Genomic DNA, 20,116 nt, shown 5'->3' with positions numbered 1-20,116 from the left:
TTACCTATCGGTTGTCATCCCAAGCAGCCCTCGCGAGAAGGCTGCTCAGTGATGCTTTCCGTTTCTCGCTGCACTTCAACGCCGGAGTCCTCTCTCTGCCCGCTGCCGCAACTGGCGTCACATCGGGTGGCTGTGCAACTTTGCGTGCTCTCATGAGGGAGCCCGGCCAGTTCCAGAGCTGGCATGGGGATCGAAATTTGTGTTTCGCGCTGTTCCCGTTTCCGGGGATCGATCCGCGAAGATTCCAGATTGTGAAAGAGCGGCGCGGCTTTCGCTGCTGGGCCGTTGTTGTCCGGCTTGGAAATAAAAGTAGCAGTGCTGCTTTTCAAAGTAAATAGCGCTGCTAATAATATTTTCTGCGCGCGTAAAAAAACCCGCACTGGGCGGGCTTCTCGCGGAAAGTGTTCAGCTACCGGTTAAAGCGCTCAACCAACGAATACTGCGTAGACGCTGTCTTGGTCAATTCCTTGTTTAGATTTGCCGATTCGTGTGCTTGCCCGGAAGTTTGGTCGGCTAAGTGAGCGATCGTTGTGATGTTGCGACTGATTTCCTCGGCCACGGCGCTTTGCTCTTCCGTGGCAGCAGCGATCTGCGTGGTCATGTCCGTGATATTGGAGACCGCCTCGCTGATACCCACCAGGGCTTTGTCCGCCTCAAGTACCCAAGAAACGCCTTCTTGGGCTTGGCGGTGACCGCTTTCCATTGTCTGTACCGCGTTGTTGGACGAAGTCTGTAGCTTGGTTATCAGATCATGGATCTGAGTAGTCGATTGCGAAGTGCGCTGGGCTAATTGGCGAACCTCATCAGCTACTACCGCGAAACCTCGGCCCATGTCGCCAGCGCGCGCAGCCTCGATTGCGGCATTCAGCGCCAGTAGGTTGGTTTGATCAGCGATGCCTTTGATTACGTCGACGACTGTGCCTATTTCGCTACTGTCCTTGGCCAGTTGTGCAACCGTCAGGCTTGTTTCGCCAACAACAGCAGAGAGCCGCTCGATAGCCTCACGGGTATCCCGAGCCACATCACGGCCTCGACTGGTCAGGTGGTTGGCTTGCTGGGTGGCATCAGCCGTCCTCTGGACGTGGCTGGCAACTTCCTGGGTGGTTGCAGCCATCTGATTGACCGCAGCAGAGACCTGCTCTGTTTCTACACGCTGGCGATCTAGGCCTTTTGAGCTGTCAGCGGCAAGCACGTCGGATTGCTCCGCCAGCGCACTGAGTTGTTCGGCCGTGTCTTGCAGGCGTGTCAGACAAGTTTTAAGGCGCGAAGTCTGACTGACGAAGGCTGCCTCTAAGCGGGCTTCTGGCCCGCTTGCATCGCTGTACATTTGAGCGATCAATGAGTCTGAGGTAGAGGGTTCGGCCATCTGAAGCAGGCGCAGCGTTCCTCGAGCCTGCCAGCGCGAAGAGAGCAACCCGATCGGCACCGCTATGCCTAACGCCAAGGCTGTAGCTATAGGTGCACTGAAGAATAAACCGAATGAGCAGCCAGCCAAACCGATGGCTACATACGGCAGGCAATTCGATAGAGCGGATAGCCAGCGATCTTGCCGAGGGATTGCCGGCTTTCCCTGGCTGATGCGCTTATAGAGGGATTCAGCACGGCGTATCTGATCAGTCGATGGCTTCACTCGGACTGATTCGAAGCCTACCACCTGGCTGCCTTCAAATATTGGGGTGACGTAGGCGTTGACCCAGTAGTGATCACCATTTCTGGAGCGGTTTTTGACGATGCCCATCCATGGCCGACCTTGCTTGAGAGCGGTCCACATATGGGCAAAGACAGCTGGGGGGACGTCAGGATGGCGGACGATATTTTGCGGAGCACCAATTAGATCGGCTTTATCAAAACCGCTGATTTCCACAAAAGCGTCATTGCAGTACGTGATGACTCCTCGAGCATCTGTCGTCGAGATGAGCTTTTGCTGTGGTGCGAGTGAAATCTCACGCTGTGTTACGGGCTGATTATTTCTCATTCCGATGACTCCATGGTTCCTTAGGAGGTCATCGGCCAATGTTCGGAAAAGGTGAGAGTGTATTTGCAAAAAAATCTTTTAATAACAATGAGTTGCATCTGTTGTTTTGTGTTTTTTGGATCCAAGTTACTGGTCTAGATATGCTCTTGATTTTGATTAAGAAATACCGATTGTTGCCTAGGTGAGGTTGGCAATTCACCCGGCAATCCGCAGAAAGATACGATTCGAAACAGGAGGCGTTGGCCGACTGGAGCAAAATAGGTGAAGAACCCGAAATCCGGATGGACGCCGAAGAGCAATACGACGAACTACTGAAGCTGGCTGACAAGTACAAGCGAACTGGTGTAATCGACGATGATGATTGGCGGGAACTGTTGGAGGAGGCGACTAGTAGAGGGCCTTGAGGTCGGTACTTAGAAGGGGAGGGCAGAAACAAGAAGCCCAGCGCCGCGGACAGTCTGAGCATGGGTATCAGAACGAAGTTACGATTGCCTGGGCCAGTTGCATATCGGACATTACAGGCGATGCGTAGGTGGAGCGATAGTACCGAGACGCCTGCTCAAACTCCGCTCCGCGAATCTCGCCGTCCGAACCAATGAACGCCAAGGCGTCGGTCTTGGCTGACTTAAAATACTCTGGAATTTCCGAGGTGATAGCCGTGGGCGCTGAGATGATCACTGCGGGCACGATGGTGGTGATCATGAGCGCGCCTTGGAACGGGTTGTTGTTTTCGGCTGCAATGGCCTGAGTGCTGATCAGCACCATGACGGCGATTGCCAGGGTCTTCCATAAGTCCATTCTTCTTTGCTTCCATTGCGATCAGAGTGCATCACGATAGCAGAACAGGGTGCTTGCCAGATACAAGAAGCCCGGCGCTGGGCCGGGCTTGATAGAGATGCGCGGAATTAGTCGACGGAGATAAGGTGACGCTTGAAAACATCTTTTTTCTCTACCGCGTCCCAGTATTTGGACGTTTCGACATTTATGCGGGCATGAGATGCGATCTTCAGCTTCTGAACTTGCTCTGTCAGCTTCAAAGGAAATCTGATTAGAACCTTTCCCTCTAAAGTGCGAAGAGCAAGTCTTCCGGTATCGGTGATGCCCGCCACGCTACCTTCAAGAGTTTCAGGATACTTCTCAGGCTCATTGACAGTATCCAACAATGCTCTTACTCGGGTGATCTCATCGGGCCTTCCCATCCACTCGCGCAGCCCTTGAGGGGATAGCCAAGAAAACTGCACAGCCATTCCAGCTCTATCAAGACCTCTCATAAACTCACCTAGCTGATGAGCAGATCTACCACCAATTGCGTCGACCGCATCATAGAAATCAATGTGGTCAGAGTTCAATAGTCTGAAGGTTTGGTCCAAGGTCGCCTGAAGTAGGCTGTCACCAGTCAGATCGGGAGATGCGTTCCCAGTGATGAAAACGTGTGTAGAGCCTGGCGCTAAGCCAGCCAGCTTGAAATTTAGCGCGCTAACAACATCAGCCGCCACCCCGCGCACAGCATCGCGACCATAGCGGAGGCGATGGGCTGCAAGCTTCCACGACCTAGTGAGCGGCCCGATTGTGTCCAAGAATGCGTCAAGAGGTATTGTTCCATTTGCGCGTGGACCGATAAGGCGCACATCTAGCAGCTCGCCTAGGGAGGACACCTCTTCCATAGCTGCATCTTTCAAAGCAAGCAGTGCCGCATCATGCTGATTTTTTGCTGCAAGCTGGAGAAAGAAGTCATTAGGGGCGGCCGCCGCTTGAGCTTTGGTCTCGGCAGCAAAATCGGCTAACGCATTGGCGTGATCGCGAAGGAAGCTAGTATTCATAGGGCTATCTCCGCAAATCCTTTGGCCGTAACTCGATCATGGCAAAAACCTAGGATACCTCTCCAATAAGCTTCTCGATGAAATACACGATCGGCTGCAGGCGTTTCCATGAAGAAGTCTAGATTGAAGATAGCTTCTGCAGTAGCGCGATCTAGCAACTTCAACACCTCCGACTTCACTTGGTCGGTAGCGCCCGCTTCATCGACCCATGATGGATTCCATAGAATGCAGTCAATATCGCTGGGGCCAACTTTTTCGGTGAGAAAAGATCCATCCAGCCACAGAGTGCCTCGTACCCCTGAAACGTGCAGGGCGTTTGTCCATAAACGAAGTTTATCGTAGAGCTCCGCCCTACGAGAGTCGTTCGGGAAAGGCGCTACCGCTAGCTCGTGCAGGGACTCAAGAGTGAGGGGGTGCATTCCAGGCGCAAGTAACGCCGGGAAATCTGTTTTTTGCATCCTTCAGATTCCATTCGTGAATTTAGATTATCACCGACAGTCTGTCGCGGTTTAAATGATCTGGGCGGATGGTGTCATCACGCCTTGAAAGGATCCAGGCCCCGACTCAGATCCTTGCCGGAGAGTGCTCCTGAGCCCATACAAGTTTTCTCATCTTCACCTCGCACGCGCACCATAGAAGTGGTTGAGTAATATCAGCTCAACCAAAGCTACCATTGCACATAGCACGAGAAAGGCAGGACTGAAAACATGCTTGCGGCCGGACGAGCCTCCACCCATCCAATTCGCGCCTGAATCGACAGAAGTAAGCAACAGGAACGCAATCCAAAGACAGGCCCATACCTTTCCCCAGAAACCGAGGTTTCTCCATGACGTCATTGGTCTATCCCACGTCCCGTTGTATTCGGCCAGTGTGACTTCTTTCGCTTCTCCAACGAACGAATTCGAAGCCTGCTGCCTTCAGCGCGAGTACATCGCCCACCAGAACACATGCCCCAGAATTGAAATCTGCTGCTCTTGGATCTGCTGGAACGTGTAGTCCTCGTCAGGATGCTCATCACGGTTGAAGCTGCGTAGGCGAATTCCGATCGGGATTCGGTACACCTGCTTCACGCGAAGCTGACCGTTGTGGTTGATGGCGTACATCTCGCCGTCGACGATGTCGCTCAGTGAGTTTTTCCCCACGTTCACGCCAACCGTGGCGCCGTCGCGCAGCACAGGCATCATGCTGTTCCCGCCAACCCTCACGCACTTCGCGTTACTGAACTGAACACCGTTATGGCGCAGGTCTTTCTTAAAGAAGCGCAGCCGAGAGGTATCGCTTTCCTGAATAGCAAACCTCCCAGACCCAGCCGCCAGCTCAACTTCCTGAAGGAAAGGGACATAGACCTCGTCATCATCGAGCGGGGTTTCGTCGTCCCAGGTCTCGATAGTCCCAAGTTTTACGCTGGGATGGATGCGCTCTTGCTGGACAGTGGCAACCGTGGACATCAGCCGGGAGCTGACGTCTTGTGCGTCGAAATTCAACGCCTTCGCGAGCTTCAATAGCGCCTCCACATTCAGCGGGACCTTGCCGGTGGCGTATTGGCTGAATGCACTTTGCCCAGACCATCCGCACGCCTCGGCAACATCCGCCTGCGTCAGGCTGCGGCCGGCAGCTTTTGCAGCTGATTTCCGCTGTTCGTAGATGGCCTTGAGCCTGGCGCTCTCAGCGACTTCTTCGGGGGTAAGGGGGCGGCGTATTTTCATACGGACAAGAGTATTAGCAGAGCTGATACCCAGGCAAATAGCGCTGCTAGTATTTTGTTGCTGATAAAAAGCAGCGCTGCTACTATCCATGGCAGATATCAAGCCGTGGAAATTCCATGAAAAAGATCCCTTTGAGCAAATACCTAGAAGAGCACGGCACTCAAGCCGCGCTTGCAGCTGCTCTTGGCGTGAACCAGAGCGCGATCTCGCAAATGGTTCGAGCCGGCAGAAGCATTGAAATCACCCTTTATGACGACGGGCGCATTGAGGCGAACGAGATTCGCCCGATCCCTGCGCGGCCCAAACGCACCGCAGCTTGAAACGTTCATTGCTGACTGCCTGAACAAATAATCTCCCACGCAATGGCAGCGCGCCACGGAAATAAATTTGAGGTTTTACGAATGGAAGATTTTCTGCGGGCTTGCCAGAGCGCTGTCCTGGACAACGAAGCCAAGACCCTTGCTGCAAAGATGGGCGTTCCCCACGTTGGCCTGCTTCAGCGCGCCAATCCAGACAACGATGCACACCACCTGACCGTGGAGCATCTGTTCGGGATTCTGCTGCACACCGGCGACATGCGGCCTCTGGCGGCACTGGCGAACGAGTTTGGTTTCGACCTCGTTACGAAAACCGCGCCCGCGCCACAAGCGCTCACCAAGTCGCTGATCAATGTCGGCAAAGAGGTCGCCGATCTGACCATCGCAGTTCACCAGGCGCTGGATGACAACCACGTCAGTTCTTTCGAGAAAAACTTGATCCGCCAAGAGATCAATCACGTTCGGCAGAGCCTAGACGTGATGGATGCCTCGGTGAAGGCCGCCTGAATCCCGGGCACAAAAAAGCCGACGGAGAAGGTCGGCTGATTCGCAAAACTAGAGAGGCCCGATTATGCAGAGCCAGCCAAATTCTAGCAATACCCAGAACAATGTCGCGACACTTTTTCAGAGTTCGCAAAGCGTGTCGCAACACACGTCATCTCGTTTTGCCGAATTGAATATCGGAGCCTCGCTGTGAGCGTTCAAGCAATGTCATGGGCGCTGTCTTTGCCCACGCAAGTTCTCAAGGATGCTAGCGCACGGCACGTTCTGCTGTGCCTGGCCAACTATGCCGGATCGAACGGCACTGGCGCGTTTCCGTCGGCTTCCACTCTGGCTCAGGACACCGGTTTATCCGAGCGCACCGTGCGTTACAAGTTAGATGACCTGGAGAAGTCGGGACTGATCAAGCAGGGCAATCAGGCGATTGCTGCTGTTCACATTGATCGCCATGACCGACGCCCAGTCGTTTACGACCTTCAAATATTGCGGGGTGCAAATGCTGCACCCCGTTCGGAACGGGGTGCAAATGACGGCACGGGGTGCAATCCACAACAGAACGGGGTGCAATCTACGACAGAACGGGGTGCAGCGGCTGCACCCAATACGTTAATTAACCATCAGGTAACCGAACAGCAGCTGCAGCGCGAGTTTTCTGGCGTGGTCGATGATCAGGATCGACAAGCTCTCGATGCTCTCGAAGATCCTCGCCAGCGCTTTTCGATGTTTGCCGACTGGGAGTTCAGCGCTAAACAGTTGGAAGACCAGCTTCGCCTGATGTGCTTGCCGATCTCATCGGCTACCGATGAGTTGATTAACTCGTTCAAAGGTTTCTTCATCGCCAAACCCGATACCCGTGACAACGCCGCCGGCTGGTGCCACCGCCTTGCCAAGTGGATCAAGCGTGATCGCGCAGTGAAGTCCGGCGACATTGAGGAAGAGATGGATGCGACCGGTGACTGGACTGCCAAGGGGGTTCGGGTATGAAATCTGCACGCGATCTTATTGCCGACCGGCGAACCGACCCTACCTACAAGCCGACGTCCAACCCAGTAGTGGCCGAGGTTGATCCATCGACCAAAGCTGTCATCGACGATTTGTTCCTGCGTCTTCGCGGTGCCTGTGGCGCATGGCGCCAGTCTTGGCCGACTGAGGCCGTGATGAACGCCTCGAAGCTTGAATGGCTCGGCGAGTTCATGCGCTCCGGGATCAACCGGATGGAGCAAATCGACCATGGCATGCGCGTCCTGAGTGCGAGTAAGTCGGCATTCGTTCCGGCGCCTGGCGTTTTCGTTAGCTGGTGCTTTGCCCCTGAAGGGCTGGGATTGCCGAGCGTCGAAAAGGCTTACGCCCAGGGTCTTCGCAACTGCCATCCCGCTATGCGTGATTCGGCCAAGTGGATGCACGCTGCGGTCTACCACGCTACTGCGGCCGCTGGTTTTCATGGCCTGCCATTGCTCTCGCGTGAACTTGGTTTGGCGAGCTTCGAGCGTCACTACTTGGCCCAGTGCAGGAAGATCTGGAAGGGTGAACCCCTAGGCTCTATCCCTATTGCTGAACTTGCTGCGCCTAAGCCTGATCGCCACCCCGAAGTGGGTAACACCGCTTTGGCCAACTTGCGCGCGATGCGTGCGGGGAGGGCAGAACGTGTGTGACCGTCGCCTTGCTGTACCCGAAATCGATACCTATCGATTCGCAGTGTTCTGCTGCTCGTTCAAGGTCGATTTGAGTTCACCGCCTGATCACGCGTTGGCGCTGTTTGCCGACGAGGCCATGGCCAAGCGTTATGGCTCGTGGATGTGGCCTGGGACCTACGAAGTCGTCGACGTTGTGACGGGGAAGCCTGCATGCGAGTGAGCTCGAAGAAGCTTCGCGCCTCGGCCAATGGTCAAGAGTGCACCGTCCGGATGCCAGGCATCTGCAATCACAATCCAGAAACGACCGTCCTCGCGCATCTGCCTTGCGGGCAGAAGGGCATGGGCATGAAAGGCTTTGACACCGTGGCGGTGTACGCGTGCTGCGCTTGCCACGACGTGATCGACGGCCGCGCCGCCGGCGAGATCGACTGGCAGGACGTGCCGCGCGCCATCGCCGAAACCCACGAAGCCCTGATCAGGGCTGGAATTCTCACCGTGAAGGGGGCCGCATGAGTACCGCCGCGGTGAAGATCACCGAAGCCGAGATCAAGCGCCAGGCCGCCGGCGCCGTGCAGGACGTGCGCGACCTCGAAAACAAGGGCCTGTACCTGCGCTTCAATAAGGCTCGCACCGGTGGCTCGTGGTACCTGGTGTTGAAAGGCGAGTGGAACCAGATCGGTACGTTCCCCGAACTGACGCACAAGCAGGTCGTCGCGGCTCTGCCGTCCCTTCGGCTGCGTCTGGCCGCCGGCGAAGGCGCGAGCCTTTCGAAGTGGAGCACCGTTGGTGAGCTGCTGGACTGGTTTGCTGACCGCATGTCACGCGATCGCAATCTGTCGACCAAGCGCAAGAATACTGGCGCCTCGATCATCAAGTGCCACCTGAAACCGCGCCTCGGTGAACTGCCGCTGATCGGCATCGACAAGGCCGCACTCGACACCCTGCTGATGTGGCCGCTGCAGGAGACGGTTTCCATCGACTACGTGCGTTCCGCGTTTCAGCTGTTGGCCTTGTCATTCCGGCAAGCGGCCAAGCTGGGGATGATCACGTCCAACCCGATGGCAGCGATCCGGTTCAACGACTTCTCTAAGGCAAAGGTCGGCATCAAGCCGTCCCGTCTGCGCGGCGTTCAGTTGGAAGGCCTGCTCGGGCAACTGGCCGAGGTCATGAGCACCGCGCCGCTGGATTCGATGCTCGCACTGATGATGCTCTGCCATGGCACGCGGATCGGTGAAACCCGGATGGCACGCTGGTCGCACATCAGCCTGGCCGAACGCGAATGGTTCATCCCGGCCGAGAACACGAAAACCGGTGTCGAGCATCACCTGCCCCTGAGCGAGCAGGTTTGCACGCTGCTGACCCGGTACCGAGAAAGTCAGTACGCCCGAGGCTATGACGGCCAATGCCTGTTCCCGGCGCGCAATGGCAAGGCGCTGGGCGAGGCACAAGGCTGCGCCGTGTTCCGTCGGTTGGGAAAGGGCGAGTGGACCAGTCACGACTTGCGCAAGGTGGCGCGCACTGGCTGGGCAGATCTCGGCATCGACCACCTGATTGGCGAGCTGCTAATCAACCACGCGATGGGCCACAACGTGAAGGTTTACATCCAGTCGGACGTAATGAGCCGCAAGCGGAATGCCCTTGAACAGTGGCACGCACATCTAGATCAGAAAGGCTTTGCAGCGATTCATGGATTGACCGGCTTTAGATTTGAAGATTCTGGTAATTCGCTGCAAGCCACAGACCATAAGGCCTACAAGGCCATTGAAGAAACAACCATAGGCGAGGTTTAAAAATGGATAAAAAGACTCATGGCCCCGCCTTTGTGCGCCGCCAGATCCCACTCAGCGACTGCCCATCCTGTGCTGGGAAGGGGGTGGTCAAGGGCGTGTTTCATCATTTGGACTGCATCGGCTGCCACGCTTCCGGCCTGGTGCACGCCGAGACGCTGGAGCCGTTGCCGGTAGATGACCTGATCGTTCAGCTCGGCATGCTTATCCGGCAAGAGCGCCACATCGCAACGCTGCCACGCGAGCCATTGACCATGGCCGATCTGTACCAGCAAACCAACACTCGCGGGCCTGGTGGCTCTGCCATAAAAGGGGACTGATCATGGCGAGAACGAAGAACTTCACCGAGCGCAGCGCCGAAGATCTGCTGGAGCATTGGGGGCGCTGGGTTGTGCTGGGATCCGGTGTGTCGTGCTGCGCATCCCGCGAGAACACGCTGCACATGCCGATGATCACTGATGACGATGCGCTGATGATTGACGGTTTAATGGGCCGGCTGCTGAAGCGCTACCCGGAATGCGGCAATGTGTTGATGAAGTACTACACCGCCCGGGACAAGGCTCTGATCGATGTCGGCAGGAAAATGGGCTTCGGCGAAGAGAAGACTCGCCAACTCTGGAAGGCTGGTATTGCATGGATTGACGGTGCTCTGGATTTTCGTCGCGAAGCAGCTTGACAGGGCCGGGGTCTAACTATAGATTTCAGTTACTTTGCGGTTTTTCCGCGTGCAAAGCCCGTCACCAAGATGGGCTTTTGTGTTTATGGGATATCATGGAGGCTCACTTGGGCGTTTTTGAGTTCATTGTGGGGATGGTTGGAAACATCGCATGGCCAGCTACCGCATTGATTGCAATCACTGCATTTTCAAAGCCCATTTCTGCGTCAATATTGCGAGTCCGTACAGCCAAAGTTTCAAAGGATGGTTTGCATCTTGACCTGGAGCCTCTGCAGCGCGTTCTGGAAAATAATGCTTCGCCAGAAGAGAAAAAGCTGGTTCAGCTTCAGTCAGTGGTTGGGGATGGAGCGAATGCTAGTGGCGCCTATACGCTTTACTCGAACCGTACAATTGTTGTAAGGATGAAAGTAGATCTCAAGGCCATGACCTCATCGACAGATCTGGTTCTACCGATCAGCATGGCCAACGAGGTTACTTCCGTTCAGGTCGTCGGAGATGCGAAGGTAAGAGTCACCGCGTTGAGTACTAGTTTGGTTAGCATTGCTTTTGATGCGGAACCTGAAGATCGCGCTGTTGAATTGATTGTTACAGGGCTCTAATCCAGCCAAGATTTGTTTTTTTTTCGAAGCCCTGCCAGCGAGCGGGGCTTTTTTATGGCTCGTTTACGACCTTTGTGGCATGTTGCCAGCTCAATCATAAGGAGTTGGTTATGTCACTGTATTCAGATCTTCAGAAGCGATACGAGATCCGGGAAACTGCTATTCAGACTCAGCTTCATCTGCTTTCTAAATCAGCCGGTGACCTTGCTTCTGGATTCGGAAAATACCTCGGGCTACCCGCAGATAGGTGGAATCATCCTGACGGCAAGGTAGGTGAACGCTACGTCAGATTGGGAGAGGGATCCGCGACTGCTTTTAAAGAAAAGCACTGGCCAGAACTGAGTAGCCTCAATGGAAAAGTTAACTTTTCAATTGCTCTTACCTTGGTATCAGAAGATCGGGATAGTCGCACGGCCTACGTCTTCGACATGAGTGTCCAATTTTGTGATGGCGGATACCTGTTTGATGTGAACAGTAAGGGGGTAACCCTCAGTGTTGATGCTGTTAAGTCCGGTAGTTTTGAGCCGGTATACAACCAGATCGTTGAAATATTGTTAGCTCGACTTGATCAGTCGAAAATTCTCATAAAGAACTGATTTTCACAATATGCCAAAGCCCAGCCATCGCGCTGGGCTTTTTCGTTTTCGGCTCCACCACACCCATCGCTCTGAGCCGGGAGTGCCGCTGGAGCCGAACCTAATGCACTCCCTAAAAGGGAGGAATCGAGATGCCAAAAATGCCTGAGAAGGATCCCGGTCTGTGGGCCGCAATGATTGCCTGGCTGCTGCTGCATCAACCCCAGCTCTATGCCGCTGGCCTGTCGGTCGGTATCGCTGTTCTTCGGGTGATGTACGGCGGCGGCACTCGTCGCCAGATGTATCTGGAGGGTGCGCTGTGCGGCCTAGTCACGCTTTCGTTGGTGCCACTCCTTGAGTGGATGGGCTTACCGCAAAGCATGGCCACGTTCGCCGGCGGCGCTGTTGGCTTCCTCGGCGTCGAGAAAGTCCGCGGTTACTACGACCGCGCTGCCACCAAGCGAGTTGAAGGTTGATGCCTTGTACTGGATACGCTGGGCAACGAGCGCGATTTACGGCAAGTACAAGCGGTTGCAAGAGGCGTTGCGGCAGTTTGTGTAAACCCCCGCCTTTGCGGTCCGAGGACGGCCTACCGCTCGCGCGTCCTCGAAATGCCACCGGCAGGTGCCGGCCAAGTGTGGGCGCACCGTTTTTGGCGCTGAAAACCGCCGGGGACCCTGAGGCGTTTCGAGGGGTACGGGGTCGGAAACCCGCGGGAAAGCGTTAGCCACAGGGCTGGAAAGTTAGTTGACAGTGGTTGACAGGTTGACAAGAAATTCTGTGTTTTCAGCGACAGGGTTCGCGTGATCCAAACAGTGTTTTGTAGTGAAGTAACCCCCGGTTCTATTGGGCTGTATAGCCTTTTCATGCCTGTTCATTTTCTTAAACAGCAGCCCCGGCGCAATGGTCGGAAGGTCTGTCAACTAAGCCGGGTTAGTTGACAGGCTTAACAAGCCACGACGATGGAGGCCGCATGGCTTTTGTAACTCGCAAGGAATACTGCGAGCTTAAGGGGTGGTCGAGGCAGTACGTCGGCAAGCTGGTCAAGAATGAACGACTGGTTCTGAACGCTGCCGGGAAGATTGATGTGGAGGCCAGCGAGCAGCTTCTGGCCATGACGAGCGACCCGAGTAAGGCCGCCGTCGCCGCTCGACATGAGCGCAATCGCCCGAAGCGGAGTGATCAGCCACCGCTGGAAATAGTCATCGCAGACTTTGTAGATGACCCCTCTGGTCAGGTACCCGACTTTCAAAAGTCACGCGCTCTTCGTGAGCACTACCTGTCGCTTCAGGAAAAAGACAACTTCCTTAAAGCCCGAGGCACCTTGGTAGAGCGCAAAGCGGTCGAAGATGCGGCCTATAACGCCGGTCGTTTACTGCGCGATCTTTTGCTTGGAATGGCGCCACAGCTATCGCCTGAACTGGCCTCGCTGTCTGATCCATGGCAAATCGAAAAGCGTCTGACGTCGGCTTTGCGACAAACACTGGAAGATGCTGAGCGGCTGTCAGCAGCAGATCTACAACAAGCCATTACCCCGAGCTAAACCTATGTCCTTAGAAATGTCGAACGGTGCGACGGTGTACCGCGAAGCGTATTTCCGTGGGCAGCGACCAGAGCCAGATGTCTGGATTGATCAGTGGGCCGACGAGTACATGCGCATTCCGCGCGACACGGGTGCGGCCGAGCCTGGTCAATACCACACTTCGCGCACCCCTTATGCGCGTGAGCCGATGCGCTGTCTGTCACCTGCCCACCCGTGCAAGCGGGTGGTGACCATGGTGGCTTCGCAGTTGATGAAAACGCAGATCGCCTTGAACTGGATCGGCGGCCTGATCCATATGGCCCCGTCCAACATCCTGACGTTGTTGCCCAGCCTGGGATTGGCCAAGCGGGTATCTTCGCGGATTGGTAAAACCATCAAGGCCACGCCGGTTCTGCGTGAGCGCGTGGCGTCCAACCGCTCGCGAGATGCGCGCAACACCATGGACACGAAGGAGTTCGAGGGTGGTTCGCTGTACATCACCACGGCCGGTTCTGCGGCCAACCTGGCGGAGCTTTCCGCACGCTACATCTACGGCGACGAGGTTGATCGCTGGAGTGTGGACGTTGGCGAAGAGGGCGACCCGGTCGAACTGGCCGAGACTCGCGGCAGTACTTTCGGCCGTAACGCGAAATTCTATTTTTCCAGTTCGCCCACGGTCAGGGGGGCGTCACGGATCGCTGATCTGTTTGAGGTCAGCGATCAGCGTTACTACTACGTGCCGTGCCCAACCTGCGAGCATATGCAGGTGCTGGAGTGGGAGCGTTTGCATTACTCGGCGGATTTTCAGGTTGTGCATTACCAGTGTGCCGGCCCCGACTGCGACGTACTGATCGAGGAGCGCTATAAGGGCGAGATGCTGGCGAAAGGGGAGTGGCGAGCACACACCCAAGGCGATGGCGAAACCATTGGTTTCAACTTGAATGCGTTGTACTCGCCGCCCGGCTGGACCGGTTGGGCCTCGTTGGCCAAGCAATTCGAGAAGGCTAAAAAGGCTCAGGCCAAAGGCGATCTGGAGCCGATGCAGGTGTTTTACAACACCCGTCTGGCCAAGGTCTGGGATAGCGCTCAGGAGCAAACCTCAGCCGGTGTGCTTATGGATCGGGCGCGACTGGAAAGCTACGGGCTTGGCTCAATGCCCGACGGCGTATTGATGCTGACCGCTTCCGTTGACACCCAAGCCAACCGCTTGGAACTGATGGTGATGGGGTGGGGCGCTGGCATGGAGCGCTGGGTGGTCGACTTTCAAGTGATCTCCGGCGACCCTGCCGATGAGCGCACCTGGGTGGCGCTGGATGAGTTACTCAAGGCCCGTTACCGACACCCTAGTGGTGCTGAGCTGATGATCATGGCTACTGCGGTTGACTCCGGTGGTAACCATACGGATGAGGTCTATCAGTTCTGTCGTATGCGCCGCTGGCGCAGCGTGTTCGCCATCAAGGGGGCGAGCAAGCGGGGCCGGCCGGTGATCGCGCAGCGACCTTCGATGGTCGACGTGACATGGAAGGGCCTGACTGAACGGCATGGCGCCGAGCTATGGATTGTCGGTACCGACACGGCGAAGGACTGGATCTACAACCGCTATGCATTCGACACCGGCCCGGGATCGCTGCACTTTGCCAACGACCTGCCGGATGACTTTTTCGCCCAGTGTGTGGCTGAGCGCAAAGTCACCCGTTACGTCAGGGGGCATAAACGCATCGAATGGACCAAGGGCAAGGCCGAGCGCAACGAAGCGCTCGACCTGTTGGTTTACAACCTGGCCATGGCCCATTACCTCGGCATCAATCGCTACCAGGATCACGATTGGGCGCGGATTCGGCAGGCGGTCATCCAGTCGGTTTCGGGCGATAGTGGCCAACCCGTTCAGAGCGAGCGGCTCAGCCGGCCAGTCGAAACACCGGCAGCACCACAGGCGCCGCAACCAGCCGTGAAATCACGTCCGGCAGCCGCTCCCCCACCACGCCGCAGCTCCACCAGTGGCTACCTGAAGAGACGCTGATATGTCATTTACGAAAAAGCACCTCGACGCGGTTGAGGCGGCCATTGCTCGCGGTGAGAAAACTGTGCGCTACACCGACCGTACCGTGGAATACCGCACGGTCGATGAGCTGCTCAAGGCGCGCGAAGAAATACGCTCGTCGCTGGCCAGCGCCGCCGGGCCACGTTCGCGCGTGGTTCGCCTTTATCACGGGGGCAAGGGACTTTAATGGCCCGACATTTTCCGACGTTGACCCGTAACGGCTTTGTGCTGCCGTCCAACATCAAGGCCAGTTACGAAGGCGCTGGTGAAGGCCGCCGATCCGCTAACTGGGACGCTCCCGACAACGGGATCAACAGCATCAACACCCCGGCACTGCGCAATTTGCGGTCGCGCTCCCGGGCAGCGGTTCGCAATGACCCGTATGCCTTCAACGTCATCGACAAGCGCGTCAGCAACCTGATCGGCACCGGCATCACCCCTCGGCCAGCGACCGATGATGATGCCCTGCGCAAGCTGCTGCAGGAGCTGTGGAGCGATTGGGTTGATGAATCTGATGCGGATGACCGCACCGACTTTTACGGCCAGCAGGCGCTGGTGGCGCGCACGGTGGAAACATCGGGCGAATGCTTTGTTCGCTTGCGTCCTCGCAGTCGGGCCGAAGGCTTGGCGGTTCCGCTGCAGTTGCAGATTCTGGCGCCGGAGTTCGTGCCGCACGACAAATTCGAGAGCACCAAGAACGGCAACGTCATCCGCGCCGGCATCGAGTTCACGCCCGGCGGCAAGCGGGTAGCGTATTGGATGTACCTGTCGCACCCGCGTGATACGGCCTCGTTGAACGCCGGCTACAACCAGCTAGTGCGCGTCCCGGCCGCGCAGGTGCTGCACATCTTCGAGCCGGTCGAACCTGGCCAGTTGCGCGGTGTGCCGCGATTGTCGCCGGTACTCAAACGGCTGCGCAGTCTGGACAACTACGACGACGCGGTGCTGTTCCGTCAGGAGGTGGCCAACCTGTTCGCCGGTTTCATCAAGCGCCCGTCGCCTGACTCGGGTCCGGCGCCACGCGATCCGGTCACCGGCGCGTTATTGGATCTTGACCGCGACGGCTTCACGCCTATGGTTGCGCTCGAACCCGGCACCATGCAGGAACTCGGTCCGGGCGAAGAGGTGGAATTTTCCAAACCGCCGGACGCCGGCAACAACTACCCGGACTTCATGCGTCAGCAGTTGATGGCTGCAGCGGCGGGTAGCGGTACGCCTTACGAGATCCTCACCGGCGACATGCGCGGCATCAACGACCGAGCATTACGGGTGGTGCTCAACGAGTTTCGGCGCCGCCTGGAACAACTGCAGTTCAGCGTGTACGTGCATCAACTCTGCCGCCCGGTACGGGCTGCGTGGATGGACATGGCGGTGCTGTCGGGTGTCTTGGTGCTGGACGATTACGCACAGAAGCGCCGCCAATACCTGCGCACCCGCTGGGTGCCACAAGGCTGGGCTTACATCCAGCCGGTGCAGGACGTGCAGGCGCGAGCGATGGAGGTTAGAGCCGGTTTTTCGTCGCGCAGCGAGATGGTTTTGCGCACTGGCTACGACGCCGAAACGGTCGATCTGGAAAACGCTGCTGATCTGGCACGCGCCACCTTATTGGGCCTCAACTACAACACCCTGGATGCCGTCGAAGACACCGACGACAAGGAGCAACCATGAGCAAGCGCGCGAAACCGCGTATTTACAACCGCGCCGGCAAACGCGTCGAGGTCAAGGACAAGACTTGGTACGCCGTTCATGCCAGCGGCGAGTCCACCGAGCGAGTGATCGAAGTCTTTGTCTATGGCGAGATCGGCGCGTGGGGCATCACTGCCAATCAGTTCGTGCAGGATCTGCGCGCCATGGACGACGGTGTGTCGCCGGTGGTCGCCGCGTTCAACAGTATCGGCGGTGACCTGTTCGACGGGCTGGCCATGCACAACGCGCTGTCGCGGCTGGGCGAGCGCTGCACCGGCCGGATCGATGCACTGGCCGCGAGTGCGGCCAGTGTGGCCGTGTGCGGCGCCCACCGCGTAGTCATCGCGGCCAACGCCATGTTGATGATTCACAACCCATACACCTATACAGGCGGTAGCGCTGAGGACTTCCGCCGGGTTGCTGATGTATTGGATCAGACCTTGGAGGCGATCATCGCGGCCTATAAGGCCAAGGCGCCCGACATTGATGACGCCGAACTGCGGCGAATGGTTGATGCTGAAACTTGGCTGACCGCCAACGAAGCGGTGGCTTTGGGGCTGGCCGATGAAGTGGGCGACGGCGTCAAGGTCAAAGCCTGTCTCGGTCAAGGCGCGGTGCTGCAACGATTCCAGAACGCCCCGGCTGATTTGCTGGCCCAGCTCGACGAGCCACCTGAGGCGGATCCGGATCTTGATCCTGTCGATCCGCCGCTGGTGCCGCCTGTAGTCGAATCGGCCAAGTTGGCATTGATGGTCACTCAGCGCTGCACGGCGGCGGGCATCAGCAACCTGATCGAGCCGCTGCTCAAGTCCACCCAGCTTGAAAGTGAAGAGATCGTTTTGGCGGGTCTGGCACGCGCCAAGGCGATTAACGACCTCTGCGTGGCCGCGCGGCTGCCGGAATTCAGCGCCGAGTATGTCGCAGCCGGTTTGGATGCGCCGGCGGTGCGGGCGCGTCTGTTCGACAAGATTGTCACCAGCGGTAAGGGCTTTGAAATCGACAATAGTCCGCCGCTGGCGGACGACCTAGCGCCCAAGGTGCTGACCAAACAACCTGACCCCAACTCGATTTGGGCCGCTCGCCAAGCGGCCCAAACTGGAACCACGCAAAGCGCGAAAGGAGCACGAGCATGACCATCAAACAGGAACCGATGCACGCAGGTGAATTCCTGCTGTCTGAAGGCGCCGGCAATATTTCGCGTGAAGCGATCAACGTCGCGGCCGGTCCAGCGTTGTGGCCCGGGCAAATTCTCGGACTGGTGACCGCCTCCGGCGAATTTGCAGCCTACGAACCGACTGCCGAGGACGGCACCGAAAACGCTGTCGCCATTCTCTACGGCCCGCTGGGCGAATGCGATGTGGTGCGTCGCGGTCGTGCCGTGGTGCGGTTGGCCGAAGTCAGCGAAGCGCATTTGACCGGCCTCGATCTGGCTTCCGAAAAAGCGCTTGCCACTCATTTCGTGATCGTCCGCTAAGTCGATCCTTCTTTTTTATGCATCCCGCCGCGTGCGGGATTTTTCGTTTCTGGAGAGTACCCATGGCTGATATCGCCATTTTTGAAGACGAAGCGTTTACCGTTACTTCGCTGACCGCTGCACTCAACGATCAACCCTACCTGCCGGGCCGCATCAGCGCCTTGGGCCTGTTCCGCGAGGAAGGCATTACCACCCTGACCGTGCAGATTGAAAAGGACGGTGACACCCTGGCACTGGTGCCGGCCGGTGAGCGCGGTGGTTCTGGCCTGGTGGTTGCTGCGAGCAAGCGCAACCTGATCCCGTTCAACACCGTGCACCTGCCTGAGCGCTTCACGATCAAGGCGGATGAGATCCAAGGCATCCGCGCCTTCGGCACTCGTACCGAGCTGCAGGCGGTTCAGGATGTGGTCAATGCACGTCTGGCAAAGGCGCGTCGTCAGTTGGACGCGACGCATGAGTTCCAGCGCATGGGCGCACTCAACGGCCAGATCCTCGACGCTGATGGTTCGACGGTGCTGCTGGACTTGTATGAGCGCTTCGGTGTGCAGCGTCAGAAGATGTCCATGGGGCTGACTAAGGCCGATACGGAGCTGCGGGTCATGTGCGGTGAGGCGCTGGACATGCAGGAGGATGCGCTGGGTAGCGTGACCAGTACCGGTTCGCGCGCTTTCTGCGGCAAGAACTTCTGGAACAAGCTGATTGTTCACAAGTCGGTCAAAGAGACTTACCTCAACAGTCAGCAAGCGGCAGCGCTGCGTGGTGATGCCCGCGAAAGCTTCGAGTTCGGCGGCATCATCTGGGAGCGTTACCGTGGCAAGGTCGCCGGCGTGTCTTTCGTCCACGACGACAAGGCGCTGCTGGTTCCTGAAGGCGTGCCGGATCTGTACATCTCGGTGTTCGCGCCGGCCGACTACATGGAAACGGTCAACACTCAGGGCATTCCGTACTACAGCATGATCGAGCCGCTGCCCTTCAACAAAGGCATGGCCGGTGAAGCCCAGTCCAACCCACTGCATCTGTGCACTCGACCGCGCGCCCAGATCCTGCTGGAACTCTAACCGTGGGCTTTCGCGATCTGATCGCCGAGGTCGACGCAGTGGTGTTCGAGACGCTGGGCGATACCGCGCGGATCGAGGGTCGCGAAGAGCCAGTGCTCGGCATGTTTGCCGCGCCCTGGCTGCAACCCAAGTTCGGCAAGCTCAACACCGGGTTGCGCGAGCCGCGTTTTGAGATCCGTGTCAGCGATTCACAAGGTCTGGAACAGGGCATGTTGGTCAGCGTCGACTTGCCTGCTTTGGATGGCGGCGGTGACTACGATCTGCTGCAACTGGAGCCGAGCGGAGACGGTTTGGTCGCGTTGATCTTGAGGATGCGAGCATGAGTGTCGGCAGTTATTACAAGTCCTCGGCCAGCGGCGGGATGCTGACGATTCAGTCATCGGCGTCAGATCTGCAAGCTTTCGACGGTTTCGCTGCATTGGTGCCGAAAGCTGCCGCTGCTGCTCAGCGTCGAGCCATCAACAAAACGTTAGGGTGGCTGCGCACTCACATTGCGCGTGCGGTGGGCCGGCAGGAGCGCATTGCCGTCGCTGCAGTGCGTCAGCGCTTGCGCAGCTATCCGGTCGCCGGCAGAGCTGCAAGCGGCAAGTTGTGGTTTGGACTGAATGCCATTGAGTCCAGCCGGATCGGTCGCGCACGGCAAAACGGCGGCGGCGTGTCGGTGGCGGGGCGCCGTTATCAAGGCGCTTTCCTCAAACAGGTCTACGGCAACAAGCCCGACATCTGGATCCGTACCGCAAGCAAG

The 20,116-nt window shown here is 57.3% G+C and carries 25 protein-coding genes and 1 pseudogene; 21 read left to right on the top strand and 5 right to left on the bottom strand.

Features of this window, described 5'->3' with window-relative positions; all coding sequences use genetic code 11:
• Positions 1-409: 409 nt before the first annotated feature.
• From ACIPIZ_RS25895 to ACIPIZ_RS25875, 5 genes are all read right to left on the bottom strand, one after another.
• Positions 410-1,975 carry a methyl-accepting chemotaxis protein gene (locus tag ACIPIZ_RS25895; protein WP_401168209.1) on the bottom strand — a complete coding sequence of 522 codons (1,566 nt, stop codon included), beginning with the start codon at positions 1,973-1,975 and terminating at the stop codon, positions 410-412.
• 471 nt (positions 1,976-2,446) lie between these two features.
• Entirely contained in the window at positions 2,447-2,773 is a 327-nt protein-coding gene (locus tag ACIPIZ_RS25890; RefSeq protein ID WP_401168207.1) for a DUF2388 domain-containing protein, read from the bottom strand.
• Between the two features lie 107 nt (positions 2,774-2,880).
• Positions 2,881-3,795 (bottom strand): hypothetical protein, encoded by a 915-nt coding sequence (locus ACIPIZ_RS25885; RefSeq protein ID WP_401168204.1) that lies wholly within the window; start codon positions 3,793-3,795, stop codon positions 2,881-2,883.
• The gene (locus ACIPIZ_RS25880) at positions 3,792-4,253 is read right to left on the bottom strand and encodes a DUF6932 family protein (protein ID WP_401168203.1); all 462 of its coding nucleotides are present in this window, start codon (positions 4,251-4,253) and stop codon (positions 3,792-3,794) included. The genes ACIPIZ_RS25885 and ACIPIZ_RS25880 overlap by 4 nt, the downstream gene beginning before the upstream one ends.
• A gap of 459 nt (positions 4,254-4,712) precedes the next feature.
• Positions 4,713-5,501: a S24 family peptidase gene (locus ACIPIZ_RS25875; RefSeq protein ID WP_401168259.1), complete on the bottom strand. Its 789-nt coding sequence runs from the start codon at positions 5,499-5,501 to the stop codon at positions 4,713-4,715.
• Between the two features lie 116 nt (positions 5,502-5,617).
• Between ACIPIZ_RS25875 and ACIPIZ_RS25870 the strand changes: the two genes are divergently transcribed.
• The 21 genes and pseudogenes from ACIPIZ_RS25870 to ACIPIZ_RS25770 form a co-directional block, all read left to right on the top strand.
• A complete protein-coding gene (locus ACIPIZ_RS25870; protein ID WP_025110113.1) occupies positions 5,618-5,821 on the top strand; it encodes a Cro/CI family transcriptional regulator in 204 nt (67 codons plus the stop codon).
• 81 nt (positions 5,822-5,902) lie between these two features.
• A complete protein-coding gene (locus ACIPIZ_RS25865; protein ID WP_095189993.1) occupies positions 5,903-6,325 on the top strand; it encodes a phage regulatory CII family protein in 423 nt (140 codons plus the stop codon).
• Between the two features lie 201 nt (positions 6,326-6,526).
• Positions 6,527-7,303: a helix-turn-helix domain-containing protein gene (locus ACIPIZ_RS25860; RefSeq protein ID WP_401168255.1), complete on the top strand. Its 777-nt coding sequence runs from the start codon at positions 6,527-6,529 to the stop codon at positions 7,301-7,303.
• Positions 7,300-7,971 carry a replication protein P gene (locus ACIPIZ_RS25855; RefSeq protein ID WP_401168201.1) on the top strand — a complete coding sequence of 224 codons (672 nt, stop codon included), beginning with the start codon at positions 7,300-7,302 and terminating at the stop codon, positions 7,969-7,971. The genes ACIPIZ_RS25860 and ACIPIZ_RS25855 overlap by 4 nt, the downstream gene beginning before the upstream one ends.
• Positions 7,964-8,173 (top strand): hypothetical protein, encoded by a 210-nt coding sequence (locus tag ACIPIZ_RS25850; protein WP_127928141.1) that lies wholly within the window; start codon positions 7,964-7,966, stop codon positions 8,171-8,173. The genes ACIPIZ_RS25855 and ACIPIZ_RS25850 overlap by 8 nt, the downstream gene beginning before the upstream one ends.
• Positions 8,164-8,466, top strand: coding sequence for a nuclease domain-containing protein (locus ACIPIZ_RS25845; RefSeq protein WP_401168199.1), 303 nt, complete (start codon positions 8,164-8,166; stop codon positions 8,464-8,466). The genes ACIPIZ_RS25850 and ACIPIZ_RS25845 overlap by 10 nt, the downstream gene beginning before the upstream one ends.
• A complete protein-coding gene (locus ACIPIZ_RS25840) occupies positions 8,463-9,743 on the top strand; it encodes a tyrosine-type recombinase/integrase (RefSeq protein WP_401168196.1) in 1,281 nt (426 codons plus the stop codon). Before ACIPIZ_RS25845 ends, ACIPIZ_RS25840 begins: the two co-directional genes overlap by 4 nt.
• A gap of 2 nt (positions 9,744-9,745) precedes the next feature.
• Entirely contained in the window at positions 9,746-10,060 is a 315-nt protein-coding gene (locus ACIPIZ_RS25835; protein WP_401168193.1) for a hypothetical protein, read from the top strand.
• A gap of 2 nt (positions 10,061-10,062) precedes the next feature.
• On the top strand, positions 10,063-10,416 hold the full coding sequence (locus ACIPIZ_RS25830) for an antiterminator Q family protein (protein WP_401168191.1): 354 nt from the start codon (positions 10,063-10,065) through the stop codon (positions 10,414-10,416).
• A gap of 107 nt (positions 10,417-10,523) precedes the next feature.
• Entirely contained in the window at positions 10,524-11,015 is a 492-nt protein-coding gene (locus ACIPIZ_RS25825; protein ID WP_401168188.1) for a hypothetical protein, read from the top strand.
• A 110-nt stretch (positions 11,016-11,125) separates the two neighbouring features.
• Positions 11,126-11,611 (top strand): hypothetical protein, encoded by a 486-nt coding sequence (locus ACIPIZ_RS25820; protein ID WP_401168186.1) that lies wholly within the window; start codon positions 11,126-11,128, stop codon positions 11,609-11,611.
• A gap of 131 nt (positions 11,612-11,742) precedes the next feature.
• Positions 11,743-12,066, top strand: a complete 324-nt coding sequence (locus ACIPIZ_RS25815) for a phage holin, lambda family (protein WP_401168183.1) — start codon at positions 11,743-11,745, stop codon at positions 12,064-12,066.
• 497 nt (positions 12,067-12,563) lie between these two features.
• Complete coding sequence (locus ACIPIZ_RS25810) at positions 12,564-13,133, top strand: terminase small subunit (protein WP_116254772.1); 570 nt, start codon at positions 12,564-12,566, stop codon at positions 13,131-13,133.
• Between the two features lie 4 nt (positions 13,134-13,137).
• Positions 13,138-15,132: a phage terminase large subunit family protein gene (locus ACIPIZ_RS25805; RefSeq protein WP_236428076.1), complete on the top strand. Its 1,995-nt coding sequence runs from the start codon at positions 13,138-13,140 to the stop codon at positions 15,130-15,132.
• Between the two features lies 1 nt (position 15,133).
• The gene (locus tag ACIPIZ_RS25800) at positions 15,134-15,340 is read left to right on the top strand and encodes a phage head-tail joining protein (protein ID WP_041481045.1); all 207 of its coding nucleotides are present in this window, start codon (positions 15,134-15,136) and stop codon (positions 15,338-15,340) included.
• The gene (locus tag ACIPIZ_RS25795; RefSeq protein ID WP_236428075.1) at positions 15,340-16,821 is read left to right on the top strand and encodes a phage portal protein; all 1,482 of its coding nucleotides are present in this window, start codon (positions 15,340-15,342) and stop codon (positions 16,819-16,821) included. Before ACIPIZ_RS25800 ends, ACIPIZ_RS25795 begins: the two co-directional genes overlap by 1 nt.
• Entirely contained in the window at positions 16,818-17,972 is a 1,155-nt protein-coding gene (locus ACIPIZ_RS25790; RefSeq protein WP_401168179.1) for a head maturation protease, ClpP-related, read from the top strand. Before ACIPIZ_RS25795 ends, ACIPIZ_RS25790 begins: the two co-directional genes overlap by 4 nt.
• Positions 17,969-18,313, top strand: a complete 345-nt coding sequence (locus ACIPIZ_RS25785) for a head decoration protein (protein ID WP_401168177.1) — start codon at positions 17,969-17,971, stop codon at positions 18,311-18,313. Before ACIPIZ_RS25790 ends, ACIPIZ_RS25785 begins: the two co-directional genes overlap by 4 nt.
• A gap of 62 nt (positions 18,314-18,375) precedes the next feature.
• Positions 18,376-19,371: a major capsid protein gene (locus ACIPIZ_RS25780; protein WP_034155913.1), complete on the top strand. Its 996-nt coding sequence runs from the start codon at positions 18,376-18,378 to the stop codon at positions 19,369-19,371.
• Between the two features lie 2 nt (positions 19,372-19,373).
• Complete coding sequence (locus tag ACIPIZ_RS25775) at positions 19,374-19,694, top strand: hypothetical protein (RefSeq protein ID WP_236428072.1); 321 nt, start codon at positions 19,374-19,376, stop codon at positions 19,692-19,694.
• A pseudogene (locus ACIPIZ_RS25770) lies at positions 19,691-20,116 on the top strand (hypothetical protein); the annotation flags it as partial. The gene ACIPIZ_RS25775 and the pseudogene ACIPIZ_RS25770, both read left to right, overlap by 4 nt.

This window comes from Pseudomonas sp. NPDC087690 (assembly GCF_044743175.1).
Lineage (GTDB): Bacteria > Pseudomonadota > Gammaproteobacteria > Pseudomonadales > Pseudomonadaceae > Aquipseudomonas.
Note: the sequence above shows the minus strand (reverse complement) of the source record. Positions and strands in the feature narration are given on the sequence as shown.